Source organism: Flavobacterium tagetis (assembly GCF_016735615.1).
Lineage (GTDB): Bacteria > Bacteroidota > Bacteroidia > Flavobacteriales > Flavobacteriaceae > Flavobacterium > Flavobacterium tagetis.
Genome location: NZ_JAERSF010000001.1, coordinates 176496 through 197119, shown reverse-complemented (window position 1 = coordinate 197119; position 20624 = coordinate 176496). Strand labels below are relative to the sequence as shown.

Annotated in this window: 24 protein-coding genes and 1 tRNA gene; 15 read left to right on the top strand and 10 right to left on the bottom strand. The window is 31.0% G+C overall.

Going from position 1 to position 20624, the window contains the following annotated elements:
- The first annotated feature begins 287 nt into the window (after positions 1-287).
- The gene (locus JI750_RS00875; RefSeq protein WP_201998327.1) at positions 288-719 is read left to right on the top strand and encodes a GNAT family N-acetyltransferase; all 432 of its coding nucleotides are present in this window, start codon (positions 288-290) and stop codon (positions 717-719) included.
- A 6-nt stretch (positions 720-725) separates the two neighbouring features.
- Here the strand turns inward: JI750_RS00875 and JI750_RS00870 are convergent, their stop codons facing one another.
- Positions 726-1226 (bottom strand): GNAT family N-acetyltransferase, encoded by a 501-nt coding sequence (locus JI750_RS00870; protein WP_201998323.1) that lies wholly within the window; start codon positions 1224-1226, stop codon positions 726-728.
- 134 nt (positions 1227-1360) lie between these two features.
- On the opposite strand from JI750_RS00870, the gene JI750_RS00865 reads away from it, so the two are divergent.
- The 3 genes from JI750_RS00865 to JI750_RS00855 all read left to right on the top strand — a co-directional run bounded on the left by JI750_RS00865 (position 1361) and on the right by JI750_RS00855 (position 3165).
- Positions 1361-2176, top strand: a complete 816-nt coding sequence (locus tag JI750_RS00865; protein WP_236672950.1) for an SDR family NAD(P)-dependent oxidoreductase — start codon at positions 1361-1363, stop codon at positions 2174-2176.
- Positions 2177-2269: 93 nt separating this feature from the next.
- On the top strand, positions 2270-2647 hold the full coding sequence (locus JI750_RS00860) for a nuclear transport factor 2 family protein (RefSeq protein ID WP_201998322.1): 378 nt from the start codon (positions 2270-2272) through the stop codon (positions 2645-2647).
- A 251-nt stretch (positions 2648-2898) separates the two neighbouring features.
- Positions 2899-3165, top strand: coding sequence for a serine hydrolase (locus JI750_RS00855; protein ID WP_201998321.1), 267 nt, complete (start codon positions 2899-2901; stop codon positions 3163-3165).
- 86 nt (positions 3166-3251) lie between these two features.
- Here the strand turns inward: JI750_RS00855 and JI750_RS00850 are convergent, their stop codons facing one another.
- Positions 3252-3569 carry a helix-turn-helix domain-containing protein gene (locus tag JI750_RS00850; RefSeq protein WP_201998320.1) on the bottom strand — a complete coding sequence of 106 codons (318 nt, stop codon included), beginning with the start codon at positions 3567-3569 and terminating at the stop codon, positions 3252-3254.
- A 243-nt stretch (positions 3570-3812) separates the two neighbouring features.
- Here JI750_RS00850 and JI750_RS00845 point away from each other — a divergent pair, with 243 nt between their 5' ends.
- The 8 genes from JI750_RS00845 (at position 3813) to JI750_RS00810 (ending at position 10672) form a co-directional block, all read left to right on the top strand.
- Positions 3813-6188: an outer membrane beta-barrel family protein gene (locus JI750_RS00845; RefSeq protein ID WP_201998318.1), complete on the top strand. Its 2376-nt coding sequence runs from the start codon at positions 3813-3815 to the stop codon at positions 6186-6188.
- A 29-nt stretch (positions 6189-6217) separates the two neighbouring features.
- Positions 6218-6397, top strand: coding sequence for a hypothetical protein (locus tag JI750_RS00840; protein ID WP_201998317.1), 180 nt, complete (start codon positions 6218-6220; stop codon positions 6395-6397).
- A gap of 90 nt (positions 6398-6487) precedes the next feature.
- Complete coding sequence (locus tag JI750_RS00835) at positions 6488-6685, top strand: hypothetical protein (RefSeq protein WP_201998316.1); 198 nt, start codon at positions 6488-6490, stop codon at positions 6683-6685.
- Positions 6686-6701: 16 nt separating this feature from the next.
- Positions 6702-6902, top strand: coding sequence for a hypothetical protein (locus JI750_RS00830; RefSeq protein WP_201998315.1), 201 nt, complete (start codon positions 6702-6704; stop codon positions 6900-6902).
- Between the two features lie 19 nt (positions 6903-6921).
- Entirely contained in the window at positions 6922-7116 is a 195-nt protein-coding gene (locus tag JI750_RS00825) for a hypothetical protein (RefSeq protein ID WP_201998314.1), read from the top strand.
- A 65-nt stretch (positions 7117-7181) separates the two neighbouring features.
- The gene (locus tag JI750_RS00820; RefSeq protein ID WP_201998313.1) at positions 7182-7961 is read left to right on the top strand and encodes a radical SAM protein; all 780 of its coding nucleotides are present in this window, start codon (positions 7182-7184) and stop codon (positions 7959-7961) included.
- Positions 7962-7973: 12 nt separating this feature from the next.
- On the top strand, positions 7974-8480 hold the full coding sequence (locus JI750_RS22155; protein WP_201999747.1) for an SPASM domain-containing protein: 507 nt from the start codon (positions 7974-7976) through the stop codon (positions 8478-8480).
- Positions 8480-10672, top strand: a complete 2193-nt coding sequence (locus JI750_RS00810; protein ID WP_201998311.1) for a peptidase domain-containing ABC transporter — start codon at positions 8480-8482, stop codon at positions 10670-10672. Before JI750_RS22155 ends, JI750_RS00810 begins: the two co-directional genes overlap by 1 nt.
- A gap of 220 nt (positions 10673-10892) precedes the next feature.
- Here the strand turns inward: JI750_RS00810 and JI750_RS00805 are convergent.
- The 3 genes from JI750_RS00805 to JI750_RS00795 all read right to left on the bottom strand — a co-directional run bounded on the left by JI750_RS00805 (position 10893) and on the right by JI750_RS00795 (position 13106).
- Positions 10893-10965 (bottom strand) — tRNA-Met (locus tag JI750_RS00805).
- 91 nt (positions 10966-11056) lie between these two features.
- Positions 11057-11581: a DUF4269 domain-containing protein gene (locus JI750_RS00800; protein WP_201998310.1), complete on the bottom strand. Its 525-nt coding sequence runs from the start codon at positions 11579-11581 to the stop codon at positions 11057-11059.
- A complete protein-coding gene (locus tag JI750_RS00795; protein WP_201998308.1) occupies positions 11574-13106 on the bottom strand; it encodes a glycosyltransferase family 39 protein in 1533 nt (510 codons plus the stop codon). The genes JI750_RS00800 and JI750_RS00795 overlap by 8 nt, the downstream gene beginning before the upstream one ends.
- Before the next feature lie 230 nt (positions 13107-13336).
- On the opposite strand from JI750_RS00795, the gene JI750_RS00790 reads away from it, so the two are divergent.
- On the top strand, positions 13337-13756 hold the full coding sequence (locus tag JI750_RS00790) for a hypothetical protein (protein WP_142479109.1): 420 nt from the start codon (positions 13337-13339) through the stop codon (positions 13754-13756).
- Between the two features lie 89 nt (positions 13757-13845).
- Here the strand turns inward: JI750_RS00790 and JI750_RS00785 are convergent, their stop codons facing one another.
- On the bottom strand, positions 13846-14391 hold the full coding sequence (locus JI750_RS00785; RefSeq protein ID WP_111377332.1) for a DUF4494 domain-containing protein: 546 nt from the start codon (positions 14389-14391) through the stop codon (positions 13846-13848).
- Between the two features lie 372 nt (positions 14392-14763).
- On the opposite strand from JI750_RS00785, the gene JI750_RS00780 reads away from it, so the two are divergent.
- Positions 14764-15006 (top strand): hypothetical protein, encoded by a 243-nt coding sequence (locus JI750_RS00780; protein ID WP_201998307.1) that lies wholly within the window; start codon positions 14764-14766, stop codon positions 15004-15006.
- Positions 15007-15035: 29 nt separating this feature from the next.
- Here JI750_RS00780 and JI750_RS00775 read toward each other — a convergent pair whose 3' ends face one another.
- Entirely contained in the window at positions 15036-15974 is a 939-nt protein-coding gene (locus JI750_RS00775; RefSeq protein ID WP_201998306.1) for a hypothetical protein, read from the bottom strand.
- 88 nt (positions 15975-16062) lie between these two features.
- Positions 16063-16602 carry a helix-turn-helix domain-containing protein gene (locus tag JI750_RS00770; RefSeq protein WP_201998305.1) on the bottom strand — a complete coding sequence of 180 codons (540 nt, stop codon included), beginning with the start codon at positions 16600-16602 and terminating at the stop codon, positions 16063-16065.
- 188 nt (positions 16603-16790) lie between these two features.
- On the opposite strand from JI750_RS00770, the gene JI750_RS00765 reads away from it, so the two are divergent.
- Positions 16791-18257 carry a glycoside hydrolase family 130 protein gene (locus tag JI750_RS00765; RefSeq protein ID WP_201998304.1) on the top strand — a complete coding sequence of 489 codons (1467 nt, stop codon included), beginning with the start codon at positions 16791-16793 and terminating at the stop codon, positions 18255-18257.
- 198 nt (positions 18258-18455) lie between these two features.
- Here the strand turns inward: JI750_RS00765 and JI750_RS00760 are convergent, their stop codons facing one another.
- Entirely contained in the window at positions 18456-19232 is a 777-nt protein-coding gene (locus tag JI750_RS00760; RefSeq protein ID WP_201998303.1) for a TIGR03915 family putative DNA repair protein, read from the bottom strand.
- A 5-nt stretch (positions 19233-19237) separates the two neighbouring features.
- Positions 19238-20494: a putative DNA modification/repair radical SAM protein gene (locus JI750_RS00755; RefSeq protein WP_201998301.1), complete on the bottom strand. Its 1257-nt coding sequence runs from the start codon at positions 20492-20494 to the stop codon at positions 19238-19240.
- Positions 20495-20624: the final 130 nt, after the last annotated feature.

Genomic DNA, 20624 nt, shown 5'->3' with positions numbered 1-20624 from the left:
TAATGAAGTTGTATTTATTTGATTGATAATTGATTGTTTTGTGTGTACGTGTAGAAAATGCTTGTTCTTTTAAGAGAAAAATATTTTTGAAAATATTGAGTAATTTTATTTTTGAAAGAATATTTTTATAACTTTTTTAAATTATAAAGACAAGCTTTCTTACTGAATTGATAAAATCTTCCTTAAAAGATTATTTGCCAATTGTGCAGTAGATTATTTTGCAAATTCAAGGAATGGATTTAATTTCGTTATAAATCATCATAATGCAAGGTATTAAATTTATAAGTATGGAATTTTTTTTAAGACAAGCAGAATTAAATGATGTTGAATTTATAAGCAAGCTATCCAATCAATTAGGTTATGAATCAACAATTGAAAAAATGCATAGTCGACTTTCGGAAATTTTAAAAAATACAGACAATAGTATTTTTGTATGTATTTATAATGAGAATATTGTTGGCTGGATTCACGGCTTTTATTCTCTGCGGGTTGAATCTGATTCTTTTGTAGAAATTGGAGGTCTAGTAGTAGATGAAAATTACCGAAGAAACGGAATTGGTAAAATTTTAGTTGAAAAAGTAATCGAATGGGCGAACTCCAAAAATAGCACTAAAATAAGGGTGAGGTGCAACACAGTTCGAAAAGAAACTCATATTTTTTATTCTAAAATTGGTTTCAATGAAACCAAAGAACAAAAAATATTTGACATGAAATTATAAAGTGAATTACACCTTTTCTATCTTAAAATAAGCTAGCTCTTCTTGATTTCTTATCAAATTGCTTAATCGTTCAAATCCAACTTTTTGCAATACATTTTGCGATCCTGTGTTGTCAAGATCTGTTATAGCTACAACTTCTTTGGTATCTGTATTTGCAAAACTATACTGCGTGAGAGCCTTACATACTTCTGTAGCAATACCTTTTCCCCAGTAGTTTCGGCTTAATACATATCCGATTTCTATCTGGTTTGTGTTGTGCGCAAAAACACGTGCAACACACATTCCTATAAAATCATTGTCTATAGCACTAAATATTGCCCATCTGCTGAGATTTTTCTTTTCATAATTTTCCAGCAATTCGTTAAACATTTCGACATATCGTTCAGGCGAAGTTTCAGGAAGATATTGGGTAACCTGTTCGTCTTTAAAAAGGTCTAAGAATGTCTGCTTCTCTCGAGGTAAAAATTCGCGAATAATTATTTTTGGGCTTTGATAGATAGTGCGCATTGATTTGGATTTTCTTTGTAAATATATCGAATTTAGAGAAATAAATAAGGTAAACTTACAGCTCGTGAATATGCGATTATGAAAAGTCTTTATTTTGTTTATCTGGTTTATAATGAATAAATTAGATGTTTGAAATGAGTGTAGTAAAAATGACAAAAGCAAAAGAAGACGTAATATGGATAACTGGCGCTTCATCTGGCATTGGAAAATCGATGGCTCTTGAATGCGCAAGATTAGGATATAAAGTTGTCCTTTCTGCAAGGCGTAAAGAACTGTTGGATGAAGTTGCTGACGAGATTAGGCAATCAGGTGGACTAGCATTGGTAATTCCGTGTGACATAATGGAAGACACCTCTATTGAAAACGCAGTCCAACAAATCATTAAAGAATGGGGGAGTTTGGATGTGGTTGTAGCCAATGCTGGTTTTGGCGTTTTCGGAAGTATAGAAAACCTAACAGCCAAAGATTGGAATAGGCAATTGCAAGGCAATGTGACTGGATTAGCTCTAACAGTAAAATATGCACTGCCACATTTAAAGAAAAACAAAGGAAGAATTGGTTTAGTTGGAAGTGTTGGCGCTTATCTTCCTAATCCTAATGTGGGTGCATACGGTGCTTCAAAAGCTGCTGTAAACTCTATTGGTCAAACTTTGCAGGTTGAATTAATGGGCACAGGTGTGAGCTGCACTACGGTTCATCCCGGATTTGTGGTCTCGGAGATTGCGCGAACTGATAATGACGGAATTTGGCATCCTGAACAACAAGATCCACGACCGTCAAATTTAATGTGGCCAACTGATAAAGCTGCAAAAGTGATGGTAGAGGCTATTTTGAAACGAAAGAGAAATTACATTTTTACAGGTCATGGAAAATTAGCTGTATGGTTGCAAAGATGGTTTCCTGGGGTAATGAGATCCATCATTTCAAAAGGGCCAAAACCAGATTTATAAATAAGAAGCTTGAATTAAATCTATGTTAAAAGAGGAGTTTTAATTCAATATTAATGTGAAATTTGTGAAAAGTCTAATTAACAACGAGATAATATGGAAGGACAAATTATAGAATTGGAAAAAAAATACTGGCACGGAGTTGAAAATAATAACTATGAAACGGTAAGAAATCTGACGCTGTTTCCTTGCATAGTTGCCGGAAAAAACGGTATTCAAAGTATCAGCGAAGCTGATTTCAAAAATATGTTTGACTCTGGACAGACCAATAAAATAAAAGTGCTGAACATCTATGATGTAAAAGAAAGTCTAATAGCCGAAAATACTGCCATAATAGGATATCGTCTCGATTTTGAGATAGTAGATCAAAGTCAAAAAGCACCAATTAAATGTGTTTGTACTTCTACTTGGATTAAAGAAAATAATAAGTGGGCATGTGTGATGCATACTGAAACAGAACTGGAAAAAAGTTAGAAATCAGATATATTTTCCTCGACTGTAAAAGCGTTCTGCTAATGAACACAAACGAATGTAAAAAGCTTCAGAAAAATCTGAAGTTTTTTTTGTTTTTAGTGGTTCGATTCTGTTTTAGTTTGAAATGTATAGTAATAATATATTAAAAAAAAAGAATTGTAGTAGTAATCTTTTGTTATTTTCGTTTAAAAATCATCAATCAATCAATCAATCAATCAATCAATCAATCAATCAATCAATCAGTCAGTCAAATGAAAAAACAAATCGTTGTTTATTTTACAGCATTGCTTTTTACAAGTAGTGTTTCAGGACAAGAGATAAAAGATTTCTTTTCAACACTGGCTAAAAATAACCTATTTAATGGCAGTGTGTTAATTTCTAAATCAGGACAAATTATTTTCTCTGATTTTTATGGATATTTAAATATTGAGAAGAAAGAAAAAATCAATAGAAAATCTCAATTTACAATTGCATCAGTATCAAAAAACATTTACAGCTGTAATAATACTACAGTTTAAGGAAAATATGATACTTCAAATGTGTCTAATTAAATAAGGTAGCTTTGTGTGAGTTATCATATATATATATAAGTGTGGTCAGCAAACTACTTTTTTTTAAGTATTTCTATTTCTTCTTTCAATAAAAAGTTCTGTTCTTTCAGTAAAACTATTTTGTCTTCCAGAGTTTTTATTAAAAGATTTAACTCATCATATTTTGCAGGTTTTTTGGGTATACTCAATAATTCAACGACGTCAATATTGAGTACTGACGCTATTTTTATTAAAGTAGCGATGTCAACTTTGCATCTATTGTTTTCAATTTTCGAATAAGTGGATTGACTAATTCCTATCTCTTCAAAAATTTGCTCTGCTTTAAGATCTTTTTCTCTTCTATACTTCCGAATGTTTTCTCCGATATTCATGAATCTAAAGTTAAAATAATTATAAAAATACAAGAAAAATCTTATTTTTTTTGAAATTGAATGGGAATTTTTTATTCTAAATATGACAACTAAATTTTGATAATTTACCCAGATATTTGAAAAATATAAAATTATTCTTACTTTTTAATTGATTATTAGTATGTGATAAATGGAAATTTTTAAGATTAGCTCCTACACCTGCCTGTAATTATATATGCCAATAAGGCTTAATTTGTATTATATATGATAAGATTATTAGTGATTGTTTTTTTTTATAGCTCAGCTTTGTTCGCACAAATAAAAATAAGTGGAAAAGTAGTGGATTTTAAAAATAATCCCATTGAGCTAGCTGAAGTTTTGTTGGTTACCAAAGATTCAATTCCTATAAAAAGTGAAATGACTAATAGGAATGGAGAATTTATATTATATGCATATGCAGGGACTTATATTTTGGAAATAAAACAATTTGATGCTTTTTTATGGAGAAAAAAAATAAATCTCGATCATAATATTGATTTAGGATTTATTGGAATAATGGATAATAGACAAATGTTAAATGAAGTTATGGTAAAATCTCAAAAAAAACTTATTGAACGAAAAGTTGATAGACTTGTTTTTAATGTAGAAAATAGTGTTGCCACATCTGGCAGTGATGCTTTGGATGCACTAAAAGTTGCTCCCGGAATTCGCGTACAAAATGAAACTGTTTCTATGGTAGGTAAAAGTGGTGTCGGATTGATGGTAGACGACAGATTAATTCAGCTTTCTGGAGAGGATCTTGTGAATTACTTGAAATCAATTGCATCAGACAATATAAAATCTATAGAAATCATTACAACTCCCCCGGCGAAGTATGATGCAGAAGGGAATAGTGGTTTGATTAATATTAAATTAAAAAGGCCTAAAAATGATAGTTGGAACATGACACTGAGAAATACAATGAAGCAAGCAACATATTTTTCAGATATTATGGGAGCAAATTTTTCATTTCAAAAAAAGAGAATTAGTTTTTTAGCCGATTTAGGATTTAATAAATCAAAAACACTTTATGACAACTATATTACATATAATTATCCGTCATCCTTCTGGAATGTGTATTTAAACAATGTGAATAATACAGCATTCATTACACCTACAATTATTTTTAATTATAAAGTAACAGATAAAACCACTCTTGGAGTACAATACATTGGGGCGATAAATAAACCGACAATTTATGATTACAGTAACTCTATTGTGACTAATAAAGAAACAGGCGATCTGGAAAATATCTATGCTTCAAATGGTAATTCTGAAATAGACTATTCGAGATCTTCTTTAAATGTAAATGGAGTTACTAAGTTAAATGATAAAGGTAAAGTAATGACTTTTGACTTAGATTATTTGACTTATAAGAATGACAAAATAAATCCATTCAATTCGATAATTCTTGATCAGGACAATAATGTCATTCTGGATAATAATGTCATTAATAAAGGTAATCTCGAAATAAAAAATTATGCTGGTAAAATTGACTTTACTATTCCAAGTCATTTTGCAAATTATGAATATGGAGGTAAGTTAAGTTTTATTAATACCAATAGTGCTGTGAATCTTCTTTTTTATGATAATATAGCTAATGAAGATGTTTTTAATCAGGAAACTCAATTCGACTATCAAGAAAATACTCAGGCCGTTTATTTTTCAGCAAACAAAAAAATAAAAAAATGGGAATTTAAAGTTGGTTTGCGTTTCGAAAACACACAAACTAAGGGAGTCGTCCTTACTGAAAATATAACTAATCGAAAAAACTATTCAAAGTTTTTTCCAACATTGTTTGCAACATATACAGTAAATGAAAATAATTCATTTTCATTTTCATTGAACAGAAGAATTAATCGACCAGGATATGATTATGTAAATCCAGCGAGAAGATATAGTTCCATAAATAGTTACGTATTTGGTAATCCTTTTTTACAACCATCTTTCGTATACAATGCAGAAATCAAACATAGTTACAAAAGCATCTTTACTAGCTCCGCTAGTTATACAATAGGTAAAAATAATATTAGTCAAATTAACATTCCACAATTAGATAATACTCAAACAGCCACATGGGAAAATTATGCCGACTATAATAGAGTAAATTTTGATGAATCTATAAATTTTGATTTTAACAAACGATGGTCTACAGTTTCTAGTATTTATTTTTATTATGTAGAGTATAAAAGTCATATACCTGAAATAGAGGCTACAGGTTCAGGAGCAGGGGGAGGTTTTGAAACTCGCCATACGTTTACTGCAAACAAAGCAAAAACATTTTTTATAGAAGGAGCTTATTGGTATGATTTTCAATCAATGTCTATGCAAGTAAAAAAATCTCCAGCTTCCAATCTTGATATTTCGTTCAAGCATTTTTACTTAGACAAGAAACTGCAGTTAACATTACTACTTACTAATATTTTGAAATCTGACCGAGTAACAATGCGTTACACTTCAAATAATATTGATCAAAGTTTTATGCAATACAGAGATACTCAAAGTATGAGATTTTCATTATTATACAAAATTGGAAGTAATAAAATTGGTGTAAAACAACGAAAACTTGGAAACCAGGAAGAAATACAAAGAGCAAACTAATTTTTATTAAATAATTAAATAAGGAAATTATGAAAAAAGATTTAAAAAGTAAATTGATTGAAAAGAATGGAATACTAATAGGAGGTTTTTCTTTTTTGAGTCCATCAGAATTAATTAAGATTAAGGGAGGTATAAAAGAAAAAGAGCAAAATTTATGTAATGTAAATCAATTCGATTGCTCATACAATTCAAATACAATTTGCTCGTAGTCACTTACGAATATTGATTGTTATAAAACAATATAAAATATTTGTTGCTATGTGAGTAATTATTAAATATAAATTTAAACTGATTAAAAAATGAAAAAAACGAAATTAATTTATTCAAAAGGAAACAATGAGTTTGCTTTAAAAGGTGGTTTTTCTTCACTATCGTTAGAACAGATGAGGAAAATTAATGGAGGGCAAAAGGATGCGGAGTGTCAAAATACAAATTGTTTAAATGGTTCTTGTCCAGGAGAAACTAATGTTGGCTCTTGCGTAAATGGTAGCTGTTAATAATAAAAGACTTAAAATGGAAAATTTTAAAAATGCGAGATTACAGGTCTTCGGCAATAAATTCAATGGAGGTTTTGAATCCTTAAGTGACGATCAAATATTGAAAATCAAAGGAGGTCAAAGAGATGCTGCTGACACAAACGCAGTTTGTACAAACGAAAATGATTGTACGAAAAGTGGAAATCCAGGTGTTTGTAATAATACTGGGACTTGTTAATAACTAAAAATAAAGTAAAATGGAAAATTTTAAAAAATCATGGCTGATTGTTAATAAGGATAAATTTGTGGGAGGGTTTTCGTCACTTACTGATGATCAATTAAGTAAAATTAAAGGAGGACAGAAAGATGCTGAGAATTCTAATGATACTTGCTTAAATGGAATTTGTACAGGTAATAATGGAGATTGTACAAATAAAATACAATGCACATAAAAGTATACAATTAATAATTTAAAAATGGTGGTTATTGAATTATAACCACCAACTTTTCAAAGATTATGATGAAATATAGTCAATTTAATTCATTTTTTAATTACGAGGATAGAAAAATCGGATATAATGCTTTTGCTAATGATTTTACAATTTTGGATCCCGAATTACATGAAATTTTATTAGCTGCGGTAAGAGAAAATAATCTTGAAGAGTTAAATGAAATCCATCCTGAATTTTATTCACATCTGATTGAAAAAGGTTTCTTAGTAGATAAGGATGAAGATGAAATTGAAAAAGTAAAAGAATTATCTAGAAAATTTGATTTTGATAATGAGACTTTTTATCAGCTTACGATTAATCCAACAATGAATTGCAATTTTAAGTGCTGGTATTGTTATGAAACTCATATCAAAGCATCTAAGATGACCAATACAACTTTAATTTCTGTAGTGAAATTAATTGAAAATATTCTTGCCGAAAGAAAAAAAATGGAAACATTTCATTTAAGTTGGTTTGGCGGTGAGCCGTTGTTGTATTTTGACAAAACTGTTAAGCCAATATTGGAGAATATTTATCCTAAAATGAAAGAGAAAAATATCAATTTTTCATCTGGTTTTACGACCAATGGCTTGCTTATTAATCAGGAAATGTTAGATAGCTGCAGAATAAATGGTGTTAGCTTTTTTCAAATTACATTGGACGGACATAGAGAAAGGCACAATCAAGTTAGATATGTTTCTAAAGAAAAAGGCTCTTATGACGAAATAGTGAATAACATTCATTTGTGTCTAAAAAATAAATTTAAAGTAAGTGTACGATTGAATATTTCTGAGGAAACAATATAAAAATTACATTTAATTATTGATGACTTTATTATTCTAACTGATGAAGATAAAAAAAATTTAAACTTTTCATTTCATGAGGTCTGGCAAGAACAAAAAGATATTAATGATGATGTTCAGAAGATTGTTAATCTATTTAGAGAAAAAGGATTCAATTCGATATATAAAGGATTAAATCTAGATACGGTACGCAATTCGTGTTATGCTGACAAAAATAATCATGCAACTATTAATTACAATGGTGAAGTTTACAAATGTACCGCTCGTGACTTTGAATCTGCTTCAAAGGAAGGTGTTCTAAATGAAGATGGCACAATTGAATGGAATGAAAAATATGAAAAAAGAATGAATTCAAAATTTAAGAATCCACCATGTTTAAGTTGTAAAATATTGCCTATTTGTAATGGTGGATGTTCACAACAAGCAATAGAACATGAAGGTAAAGAATATTGTATTCACAACTTTGATGAAAATAAAAAAATCGAAATTATCAAGGATAAATTTATGTACGCAATAAGTTAATGAAATTTGTTAAACAAAAAGACCAGATGGATTGTGGTCCAGCTTGTTTGTCGATGATAACAAGTTTTTACGGTAAAAAATATGGATTAGAATACCTTAGAAAAAACTCCTTTATTACACGTGAAGGAGTTTCTTTATTAGGAATTGTTGAAGCGGCAAATGCCATTGGCTTGGAAAGTTTTGCAGCAAAAATATCTATTAATGAGTTGTTAGCAGAACAAGAAGAATTTCCAGTAATACTTCATTGGAATCAAAATCATTTTGTCGTTTTATATAAGATTTCAAAAAATAGATATTCAAAAAAAAGAACTTTCTACATTGCCGATCCAGCACATGGACTTATTAAATTGCGTGAAGAAACTTTTAAAAAATCTTGGATCACTGATGAAAAGGATGGTATATTGTTGTTTTTACAGCCTTCAGAATTATTTTTTAACTTGATACCACCAAAGAATGATGATTTAGATTTAAAGTATATCTTAGGTTATTTAAAGCCTTACAGAAAACAAATATCTTATATGTTTATCCTGATTTTATCAGGAAGTGTTTTAACATTAATTTTTCCATTTCTTACTCAAAACTTAATAGATAAAGGAGTAAACAAAAAAGACTTAAATTTTATAAGTATTATTTTGTTGTCACAATTACTAGTGTTTTTGGGTTCAATCATAATTGATATAATTAGAAATTGGTTAATGCTATTTATGGGAACCAAAATAAGCATTACAATAATCTCGAGTTTTCTAAAAAAAATACTGGAGTTGCCAATATTTTTTTTTGAAACAAAATTGATGGGAGATTTTAATCAGAGAATTCAAGATAACGAAAGAATAGAATACTTTTTGACTTCACAGAGTTTGTTAACTTTTTTTTCAATTATTACATTTTCTGTTTTTTTTGGGGTTTTATGGTACTATGATTTTTTAATATTGGCGGTATACTTACTTCTAACTATTGTTTCTGTTTCATGGTCATTTTATTGGTTAAAAAAACGCAGAATATTAGACTACTTAAAATTTCAGCAACGTAGCGAAAATCAAGACTCAATATTTGAAATAATCAATGGAGTAACAGAAATGAAAATCAATCAATTTGAAGATTTTAAGCGTAATGAATGGGAAATTATTCAGAAAAAATTGTTTGAAATAAATATTAAAATTTTAAAACTAGATCAAATTCAAATGTCTGGTTTTGATTTTTTAAATCAAATAAAAAATATTGTTGTGACTTTCTTAGCGGCTACTCTGGTTGTGAAAGGAAAAATGACTTTAGGAGAATTATTAAGTGTTTCTTATATAGTAGGTCAGTTGAATTCTCCAGTTAGTCAATTGGTTAGTTTTTTTCGTTCATTGCAAGATGCAAAATTAAGTTTAGAACGTTTGAATGAAGTCCAAAATCATGAGACAGAAGAAAAGAAAGATCATAGACAATTATGCTTCGTTAGGAGCGAGAATTCGGCAATATTTTTGAAAAATGTCTCATTTCAATATGAGGGGACTAAATCTCCTTATGTATTAAAGGATATTAATTTTATAATTCCAGAAGGAAAAATAACAGCTATAGTTGGTTCAAGTGGAAGTGGGAAAACTACCTTAATGAAATTGCTATTAAAATTTTATGAAACAACAGAAGGAGATGTGCTATTTAATTCAGAGAATATAAAGAATCTTTCACCTAAAAATTTGCGTGAGAATTGTGGAGTTGTCATGCAGGATGGTTTTATATTTTCTGATACGATAGAAAGAAATATAGTTTGTGGTGATCGGAAAATTAATATGGAAAGATTAGAAAATGCAGCCAAAGTCGCAAATATTAAGCATTTTATAGACAGCTTGCCATTAGGTTATAAAACCAAAATCGGAGCTTCTGGAAATGGGATGTCAGGAGGGCAAAAACAAAGAATTCTTATTGCTAGAGCTATTTATAAAGATCCACATTACATTTTTTTTGATGAAGCAACATCTGCATTAGATGCTGAAAATGAAAAAAATATTCATAATAATTTGCAAAAATTCTTTAGAGGGAAAACGGTTTTAATTATAGCACATCGTTTGAGTACTGTTAAAAATGCTGATCAGATAATAGTTCTTAAAAATGGTCAGGTTTCCGAGATTGGAAATCATGAGCAATTAGTTAAAAATAAGGCTGATTATTTTAAATTAGTTAAAAATCAATTGGAATTAGGAAATTAATTTTTTTGCAATCCCTCAAGAAAAGTTTCAGAGATTACTCTATTGATTTTTTTACCTTTTATTTTTATATTAAAACTAAAATATTAAAATGAGTTATAAAAGAGCTTCAGATTTTTCTGAAGCTCTTTTACTTAGCCCACGGCGGCGGATATGAGTCTGACGAACTGTCAAGATTTTAAATAAAAAAACACCATCTTTTTCAAGTGGTGTTTTTACTTAGTAGCGGGAACAGGACTCGAACCTGTGACCTTCGGGTTATGAGCCCGACGAGCTGCCTACTGCTCTATCCCGCGATGTTTCGGGTGCAAAGATACACACTAAATACGGTTATGCAAACAATTTTAGTACTTTATTTTTTATAATTTTTCTAAAAGACGATTTTTCTTAGATTTTATAATCCAGTAATTCTTGGTAAACATTTCCGTTTAAGCCTAATAGCAAGGCAAATGCAGGTTCGGTTTTTATGCCATTTTCTTTCAGTTTTATAATCTCTAATCTAAAGTTTTCGTCTCTAGAAAGCAGAATTTGGTCTTCAATAACCATATGCCTGTAGCCATTTTGGAGTTCTGTTGGAACATTTTGTCCGAATATTTCTATCTCGAAAGTCTCAATAAAGAAGTTTGCAACAACCGATTCTTGATTGTCAATTACAATTTCTCGAATAGAAAAATGGTTTTCTTTTTCGAACAAATGTTTAATTCTTTCAATAAAATCAGATTTGTTTTTCCAATAGCATACAATATCCAAATCACTATTTTCAATATCAATATTTATCGGAATCGTGCCAACCAAAATAGGATCAAACTCGGCAAGATTTTCCAAAATTTTATATTGAGTTAAAATATGGAAAGCGGTTTGCTGTTTTAGATTTCCTGTTTTTAAATAAGATATGTCTTTGAAATTAATCATTTATGATATTGTTTTTTTCTTCATTGATTTCCTGCTCTAATCTTTTATTGATATCGATTTTAGCATTCGTGAAAACAAAAATCGTAGCACGATATCCTCTTGCATATTGATTTCTAACCTCTCCTCCAATAACCGAAGATTCAAAATACGGACTTGTTTCTTTCATTTCTTCGTCATTCTCTTCGAAATCCTTAATACGGATCAAGTTTTTGTATTTAATGCTGAGATCAAACCAATTCAGATAATCAGCGTTGAAAGAAACCGCTTTTATTCCCTTTTTAGTATAATAATTAATTGCGCCAGCTTGTCCGTAATTATCGCAAAGAACAATAGTTTCTTTCTGGTTGGGTAATAATGCGTAAAGCGAATCTGTTTTTCTGGCCAATTCTTTCCAACCCAACATGTCAGCAAAATCCTGAGGCAAATGATGATCTTTTCCGTCTTCCCAGCGAAGCATTCCCATTTTTTTATATTTCTCTGAATGCGCTACCATATATTCTGGACTTTTATTTGGAAAAGCAATGTTGTACATCGGAATAAAAAACAATAACGGAAGTAAGATAAAAACAGGCTTTAGAAAACGTTTCCATCCGTTGTTTAAAATTTCCGATAAAAAAACAGCTCCAAAAGCAATGTATATTGGATATAATCCGATTGCATAATAGGCTTTTGCTTTGAAGTAAATAAAAATCAAAAGAGTGAAAACAAATGTTGCAAAAAACAACTGATAGTTTTTGAAGGGTTTGTAAAATAATACCGAATAAAGTCCAGCTAAAATCACCAATAATCCGCCGATAAAAAAGAGAATCTGTTCTTTAAGAAAATTAGCTCGATCTACATTAACCAATTGCGTTTCGGCCAATTCTTTCATGTGGTGTACAATCGGAAAATAATTGCTGTATTGCCAGTAAAGATTCGGAAGAATTAGTATTAATCCTAAAATCAGAGCAAAATAAAACTCTTTTTTTGTCAGTATTTTTCGTTGTTTAGAAAGTAAAATAGCGGGAACTAATCCGAGAAACAAAAACACGATATTGTACTTGTTCAGGAAACCCAAGGCGAAAGTTATTCCAGCGAAATAAATCCATTTTGTGTTTTCTGAAGTAATGTATTGTGTCAGAAAATAATAAAATGCAGTCCAACATAAAACATCAAAAGAATTGGGCTGATATAGTGTGTTGAGACGAAGAAGACAAGAAAGCAAAACACATAAAGCACCTAATATTAAAGCATAAAGATTGCCTTTTAAAAGTTCTATAGTTTTCCAGACCACCAAAAGCGTCAAAGCGCCAAATAGGGCAGGGAAGAATTTGATCCAGAAAACTGAATTTCCGAGTAGATAAATAATATACGAAAACCAAGAAGTAACTGGCGGAACAGACAAATAGCCCCAAGCCAAATGATGCGCTTGATCCAGATGCAGATATTCATCGCGTTGCAAATCGTATTCTGGACTCACTAAAACACATTGAAGTGCAAATTTTAAAATGATAAACCCAATTAAAATAAGTGTTCTTTTGTTCATGTAGATTTTGGTTTCTTAGGCTTGTTTGGTTTTGTGCTGTAAGTGGTTTCAAATCAACACGTAATTCTGTAGCTAAGATAGGACTTATTTTGATTTTTGAATATTGGGAATGTTTTTGAATAAAAAGAAGTAAAGTGCAGATGTTTAGATATTTATAATTTTCAAGTGTTAGTTGGATTAAGATTTTTATTACCTTTATTATCAAGCAAATAACTTTAAAAGAAAATACCATGAAAAAGAAATTATTGATTTTAGTTGTCTTTTTAGGGACAATTTCATTTACAAATGCACAAAGTATAGGAGATGTTACAAAAGCGGCAAGTAAGGCGTCGACAGCGGCAGTACCCGGTTTTGATGTTGCTAGTTTAGCGAATCAGGTTATGGGGGTACTATCTCCAAAATTGAAATTAACAGATGCTCAAAAACCGATTGTAAATTCATTGGTAAATGAGACTCTAAACAAAAAGAAGAATATTTTGCCTACAATGGCTACTGACAAGGCAGGTTATACTTCTAAAATGACCACGACTAGAGAATCTTTTATATCCAAAATGAAAAAGAATATTAGTCCAACACAATTTGATGCACTTACATCCTTATTGCCCAAATCAGCTTCGGCAGTGACGCCATTGGCAAAAATGCTTTATTGAAATAGCTTAAAAATAAAAAAAGCAAAATAGAAATCTATTTTGCTTTTTTTATTTTCAAATTTTCAGAAAATATCTTTGATCGAAAGGTCTTATTCCTCGACAGTTTCAAATTCCATGTGGTCGATAATTTCTGCTTCTGGCTTTTCTGGTTTAGACGCTTTCAGTGCATTAAATCTTTCCAGCATTTCTGTTTCGCCTTCTTCACCGCTGAAATAAGGGAAAACATCCATAATTGGTGTTTCTGTAATAGCAGGAATAGAATATTCGCCCATTGTATTTTTCATTATGTGAAGTGTATTGTCATAAGCTTCGCGAACATCATTTGCCTGAACTAGCATATACATGCTTGTTTTTCTTTCTTTACCGCTTTCTTCATCATAAGCGATTAAAGTGATTTTAGATTTAAACCATCTGTCCGCGTTTTCAAAAGGATGAATTTCGGCATAATTTGCCACTTTTATAGCCGTGATTTTAAATTCTTCACTAGTATAAGCGGCCATTTCCTCAGTCATTCTTTTTTCAGCTTCTGTATAAGACAAAGCATCGACCAAATAAGGCTCGGTTAAAACTTTTTGTCCTCCAGTTTCATCTGTCTTTCTATATTTTACTTTGCATTCGTACCAAGTTGCGCTCATCTCTTTTTAAATTTTAAGGATGCCAAAGATAAATTTTACAGCAGAAATAATAGTTAAATCTTCAAATAGATATTCACAATTTTAGATGATTTTAGGTAATGTTTTGAGAATCTGAAAGTTGTGATTTTTACTGAATAATTTGGCTTCATTTTTTATGTTTTTAATGTAAAATGCTGTAAAACAGTTGTTTGGTTTTTAAACTGAAATATTATAAAAAAATATGAATTTTCTGAAATCCAAGTAATCGATTTATTCGTAAGTACCAATAATAATGGCTGGGAACGGAGTTAAATTCAAATGATATTGGTTTTTGGAGCATATTGAATTTTCGCATTTCCAGCTATTATTGTTATCACTATTAAAAATAAAAGGTTGAGAAAATTAAACGTTCAAAAGTTAGCAGAGACTTTAAAATATCTGGAAAGCAAACAGCGCGAATTAAAAAGGCAAGATCAAAAAGACACGCGAAGTCTAGAATCGATGATTAATTATCTAAAAAAAGATATGATGGAACAGCACAATTTATCTGACCATTATCAATTGATAAAACAAGAAATTAAAGAGACCGAAACTTTTATTGAGAGCGTCAAAAACATCATTGAAATCAATTCTTAAAAACACTTAATATTATAGAATTTTACTTTTTATTCCAATTTGAATTTTTCGTTTTTGCAGTCTAGAATCAATTTGTGGTTCAGGAAAAGTTTGTTGCCAATCATTCCCTGCATTCCAGAACGTTTCATCAAGAATTTTTGAAGATCTGAAGTGCCTTCGATATAAGTAACTTCAGAAAGGTTCAATGTTATTTTTCTAAATTGTATTTTCTTTTTCGCGGAAGCGGAATAAACACTCAAAGTATTTCCCCACGAATTTCCTTTTTCGGTTTTTATCTTACTGTTTTTATTGCGGTATTGCTGCCAGATTTCTTTTGTTGTAATGAGTTCATAACCGCTAGTTCCAGAATCATATAGCAGTTTTAGTTTTTCATTTTCGATAACGGAAGGAATGAGTATTTTACGTTTTTTGAATTCAAAATCGGTGAAATCATCTTCTTTGATTTTTTCGATGAATGAACATTGATTGTTCTTGAAATCTAAAACAGTAACACGTTTTTCTAATAAATCGGTTCCAATTGTACCGATTATGTCCACGGCTTTTAAATCGTCAAAATTGATTTTTTCACCATAATTCAAAACTTCAAAATTATCTGAAGATATATTCATTTTTCCAATTGTAAAAGCAGTAGAAATTGAGGAGTTTTCATTGCAAATGATCAGTTGATTTTGAAATTTTGCTGCAATTGATTCTACTGATTTTTTGTAAAAAACAGTAATAGGCGAACCCGAATCAAATTGCATATAGAAAGTCTGATTGATTTCTTTTATTTTAACAGGTAAAAGTAGAGCAGAATGGGAGTTGCCGTTGCTCGAAATCCATTTTGCCGGAATATTTTCTGCAACTCCTGAAACATTTAAATAGTTTTCTGGCGGAGTAAATTTCTTTTGAAAATAAAAATATCCTCCGATCAAGAATAAAACGATAATAGCTAAAAATACGAATGCAATTTTCTTAAATAATTTCATGGTCTGTTTTTTCTGCAAGATTCGGATTTCAATTCCGATTTTCGTGCGAAAACAATACGACAGTTTTACGCCATTTTTATGACTTGAATTATAAGAAGTTGTTTTTCAGTTTTATAGATAACTCTTGTTTTTGGTTTAAACTGATTCCGTTTAGAAAAACAATCAGGAGTTTTAAGCCCAAATATGCAATTAAAGGAATAATAAAAAGAGGAAATTTTAAAGTAAATATTTTTTGGATAAACGGACTTAAAATCATTAAAAGAGAAATCACAAGGCTTAAGACAATTTGAACACTTGCAATTTGTTTTCCTAATTCTTTGTTTGTTTCATCTTTAGTTTTGTAGGTTAAAATTAAAGGAAAAATGATGCTCCCAAACGGAATGATAAGCCCAGATAAAACAGAAAGATTAATCAGTTTGGCTCTTTCTATTTGGACGCTTTCCTTTTTGAAAATAAGATTTTCGGGATTGGTTTCTAGAGCTTCGGCAATTGTTTTTAAGGTAAAACCTTTAAGAATGCTTCCAGCTTCAATTCTCTGAATGGTTCGTAATGAAAGACCCGATTTTTCGGCAAGTTCATTTTGAGTCATGTTTTTTTCTTCTCTCAAAAGTTTAACTTTATTCTTCATGGTTTTAAACTGCTGGTTTAAAGACGAAATTATGAAAAAAGTTTTGATGAAATGGGTACGAATAAAACCTTCAATTATATACCAATTCAAAGTTTAATAAAAAATTAAGTTTTTTTCTTTAACAAAATTCACTAACTTGTTGTGTAATAAATGATTCCTTTAATGATGTTATCATAAAATTTCCAGTTATGCGAGTATCCGTAGTTCGAAAAAATGTAAAGTTGTTGCCAGATTCTAAAAGAGTTGTTGCCCGATATTTTATGAATGGGCAGGAAAGGACCCAGCAAATGGTGCTTCGGATAATGATGTTGGATGAGAAACAAGTACTGCAGACTTTGGAGCAGACACTTCGCGAATTTGCCAGAAGGCATCGAAATATCTCGGCTGTATTTTTTAGACACTGCGAAAGAATTCGTCCTATAATAGAGGAAATGCAGATTGACTATGAAGCTTTATCTCTAGACCGCAAAATGCTTATTGGGTCTTATTGCACAATGGAATATGCCATAGAATCGGCTGCGATTTTTAATCCGTCTATCGTAGAAGATTTTGATCAAACGGGGCTTGAAGCGGGAGAAATGAGAGTAATTATTTCTTTTCGTGCAACGGGCGAAGGCCATATTTCATCGATTGTTTTTAGAAGAGCCATTTTAGACCGTGACAATAATCTGCACATTATGAAGATAGGAAATCATATTGATCAGGCAGAAATCGAACATAAAACATTGTTTAATAAAGAGCGATTTTTGACCAAGCTGTATGAAATGCATACAACTGATAAATATATCGCTCAGATTATGCAGGATCTTCCTGAGGAATTTGAATTTGCTGTGCTGAAAAACACGCTTATTGAAGCTTTAAAAGATCCTTTAATTAGAGAAGAAAGAAAAGTTGCCCTAGAAGAAATATTGTGGCTGGCGAATTCTTTTTACGATTTGCAGTTCAAACACGATTCGGATATAACAGAACGTGTCATTTTTCCGATTTCTGATTCTGAAAGTCGCGGAATAGAAGATGCTCGTTTTGTGCGTTTTGTTGATGATAACGGTTCAGATCGTGTTATGGCAACTTATACAGCTTATAACGGACATACAATACTTCCCAAATTAATTTCTACTGAAGATTTTTATAGTTTTAGAGTTATGCCACTTCATGGAGAAGGCGCTCAGAATAAAAATCTGGCTTTGTTTCCTCGAAAAATAAAAGGTAAATATGCCATGCTAGCGAGAATTGATGGAGTGAACAATTATATTATGTATTCTGATCGTGTAACACAATGGAACACACCAATTCTTTTGCAAAAACCTAAATTTAATTGGGAATTAACTCAGATTGGAAATTGTGGTTCTCCATTATGGACAGAGGAAGGCTGGCTTGTCATTACGCATGGAGTTGGTACAATGAGACGCTATTGTATTGGTGCTTCGCTATTTGATCTTGATGATCCCTCAAAAGAAATAGGAAGACTTACAGAACCTTTGCTTTCCCCTTTAGAAGATGAGCGAGAAGGATATGTGCCAAATGTGGTGTATTCTTGTGGAGCGATTATTCATAACAACAGTTTAATTTTGCCATATGCCGTATCAGATTATTGCTCTACTTATGCTGTAGTCGATATGGTAGAATTGCTGGATGCGCTTAAAAAAAGTAAATAATATCTTTGTCTAAAGTATTTTAACACATACAGACATAGTTTTTGAAGTCTTAAAAAAAAGGCGTTTCACTAATTTTAATGCACATAGTTTATCTATGTGTTGAAACTTGTTTCTTTTGCTTTCTTTTTTGGTGCAAAAATCTATGTCTCTATGTGTTAAAAGTATATTTTTGATTTGAACCTATCGGATTAGATAATATCATTTTTTGTTGAGGTTTGGGATTTTCTCCGTCAGGTTTTTCCAGTATCGTTTTGGCATGTGTTTGATGTGAAGTTTGGTATTTTTCCTGGATTCAATATTGACACTTTTGAAATAATTTCGCCATAAATTCTCGAAAAATTCTTCGTTTTCATCATTTATTTCGGCTAGAAAACTGGAAGACGGACTTGATTCAAATTGCATTTCAACTGTTGAAACATTTTCAAGGTCATAATAAATTCCGTATTTGCGTTTTGAATCGTAAATCAGCCAACGTTGGTCGGCATAGCGGTTTTTAAAATGCTGTTCGATAAGCGGTAAAACATCACAATCGGGTTCTATGATGGCATAATACAGTCTGTCTTTTGTTAGTTTAAAGCGAACAAAAGCTTTCATTCTATGACTTTCTTTTCCAGTTAAATGTGCTGCTTTTTTTACATTTAAAACCTCGCTTCGGCTTAAATCTCCTTCAATATTGATTGGACTTGAAAAAGAATATTCAACAAATCGAAATAAGATTTCTTCAATCTGATCCAATTCAGATAAAAAAGCAAAATAAAGATTATTGAAACCGTGATGAGAAAGACGCTGTTGCAAGCCATTCAAAACACGATTTGCTTTTACGCTATCAGTTGTTATAGAATGTGTGTTGGAGAAAAGTAAAGTGTTTGAAATCTCTTCTTTGGCAAAAACAATATCTTTTAGTTTGTATTCGTAGATTTCAAAAACAGCTGTTAGCCAGCCTTCATAACTTCCATCATAAATAATCTGTGTCATTTTAATTAAAATAAAGAGAGCTGGTTCGAAAAATTATTCTTGTATTTACTGTTTTGCAAATTCAAAATCTGATTTTTTATTTGAAGAGAAGTCAAGTCTTTCTGTAAATAAAAAGGCGTAGAAAAAGCCAAGAAAAACTTCGAACGGCTGTAAGCAATTCCTAGTTTCTTTAAATCTTCTGGCTGCAATTTTTTGAAAGTTCTAGCAGATACAATTTTTTTAGCACTCAAAAATCCTATTCCGGGAATTCGCTGAATTAATTCTAGATCTGCCGTATTGATATCAACAGGAAACTGATGTAAATTTCGCAGCGCCCATCCTAATTTCGGGTCAATATCCAAATCAAGATTAGGCTGATCAAAACCAACAATTTCGTTTACGTTAAATCCATAATAACGGATTAACCAATCAGCCTGATACAAACGGTTTTCGCGAATCATAGGAACTGGAGTGCCAATTGCGGGAAGTCTGTTATCATAACTTATTGGAACATAACCAGAATAATACACTCGACGCATTTTCATTTGTTCGTAAAAATAATTGGCCATTCCGAGAATTTCCAGATCGTTTTCTTTTGTTGCGCCAATCACCATTTGCGTGCTCTGTCCTGCTGGAGCAAAAAGAGGCGTTTTGTAATTGGATTTTTTCTCTTCCTGATAACCAATAATTTCATTTTTAAGATATTGCATTGGTTTAATCACGTCCTTATGATTTTTGTCTGGCGCTAACAATTTAAGGCTTTGCTCTGTCGGCATTTCGACATTTACACTTAAACGATCAGCATATAGCCCAGCTTCTTTTAGTAATTCTTCGCTGGCACCAGGAATTGCTTTTAGATGAATGTAGCCATTAAAGTTTTCTTCTAATCGAAGCTTCTTTACAATTCTTACTAGACGTTCCATCGTATAATCGGCATTGTCAAAAATGCCAGAGCTTAGAAAAAGACCTTCGATATAATTTCTTCGATAAAAACCTATTGTCAAGTCGACCACTTCTTGTACAGTAAAAGCAGCACGTTTAATATCGTTGCTTTTTCGGCTCACACAATATGCGCAATCAAAAATACAATGATTGGTAAGCAGAATTTTTAAGAGAGATACACATCGTCCGTCTTCGGTAAAAGCATGGCAAATTCCTCCTCCAGTATCTCCTAAACCTTTGTTTTTGTTTTTTCTAGTGCTTTGTCCCGATGAGCAAGAAACATCATATTTGGCTGCATCTGCTAAAATTGCCAATTTCTCCATCACTCTTTCCTGTACCATTTTTGCTCTTTTTAGTTGTTTTTGGAATGAAAATTCATTCTTTCAAAACTAGGAATTCATTATAAAAAAGGAGCGAAATGAGCTGTTCTAAATTGTATCAATTTTTTTTGGGAAGGTTATTTTTACATTA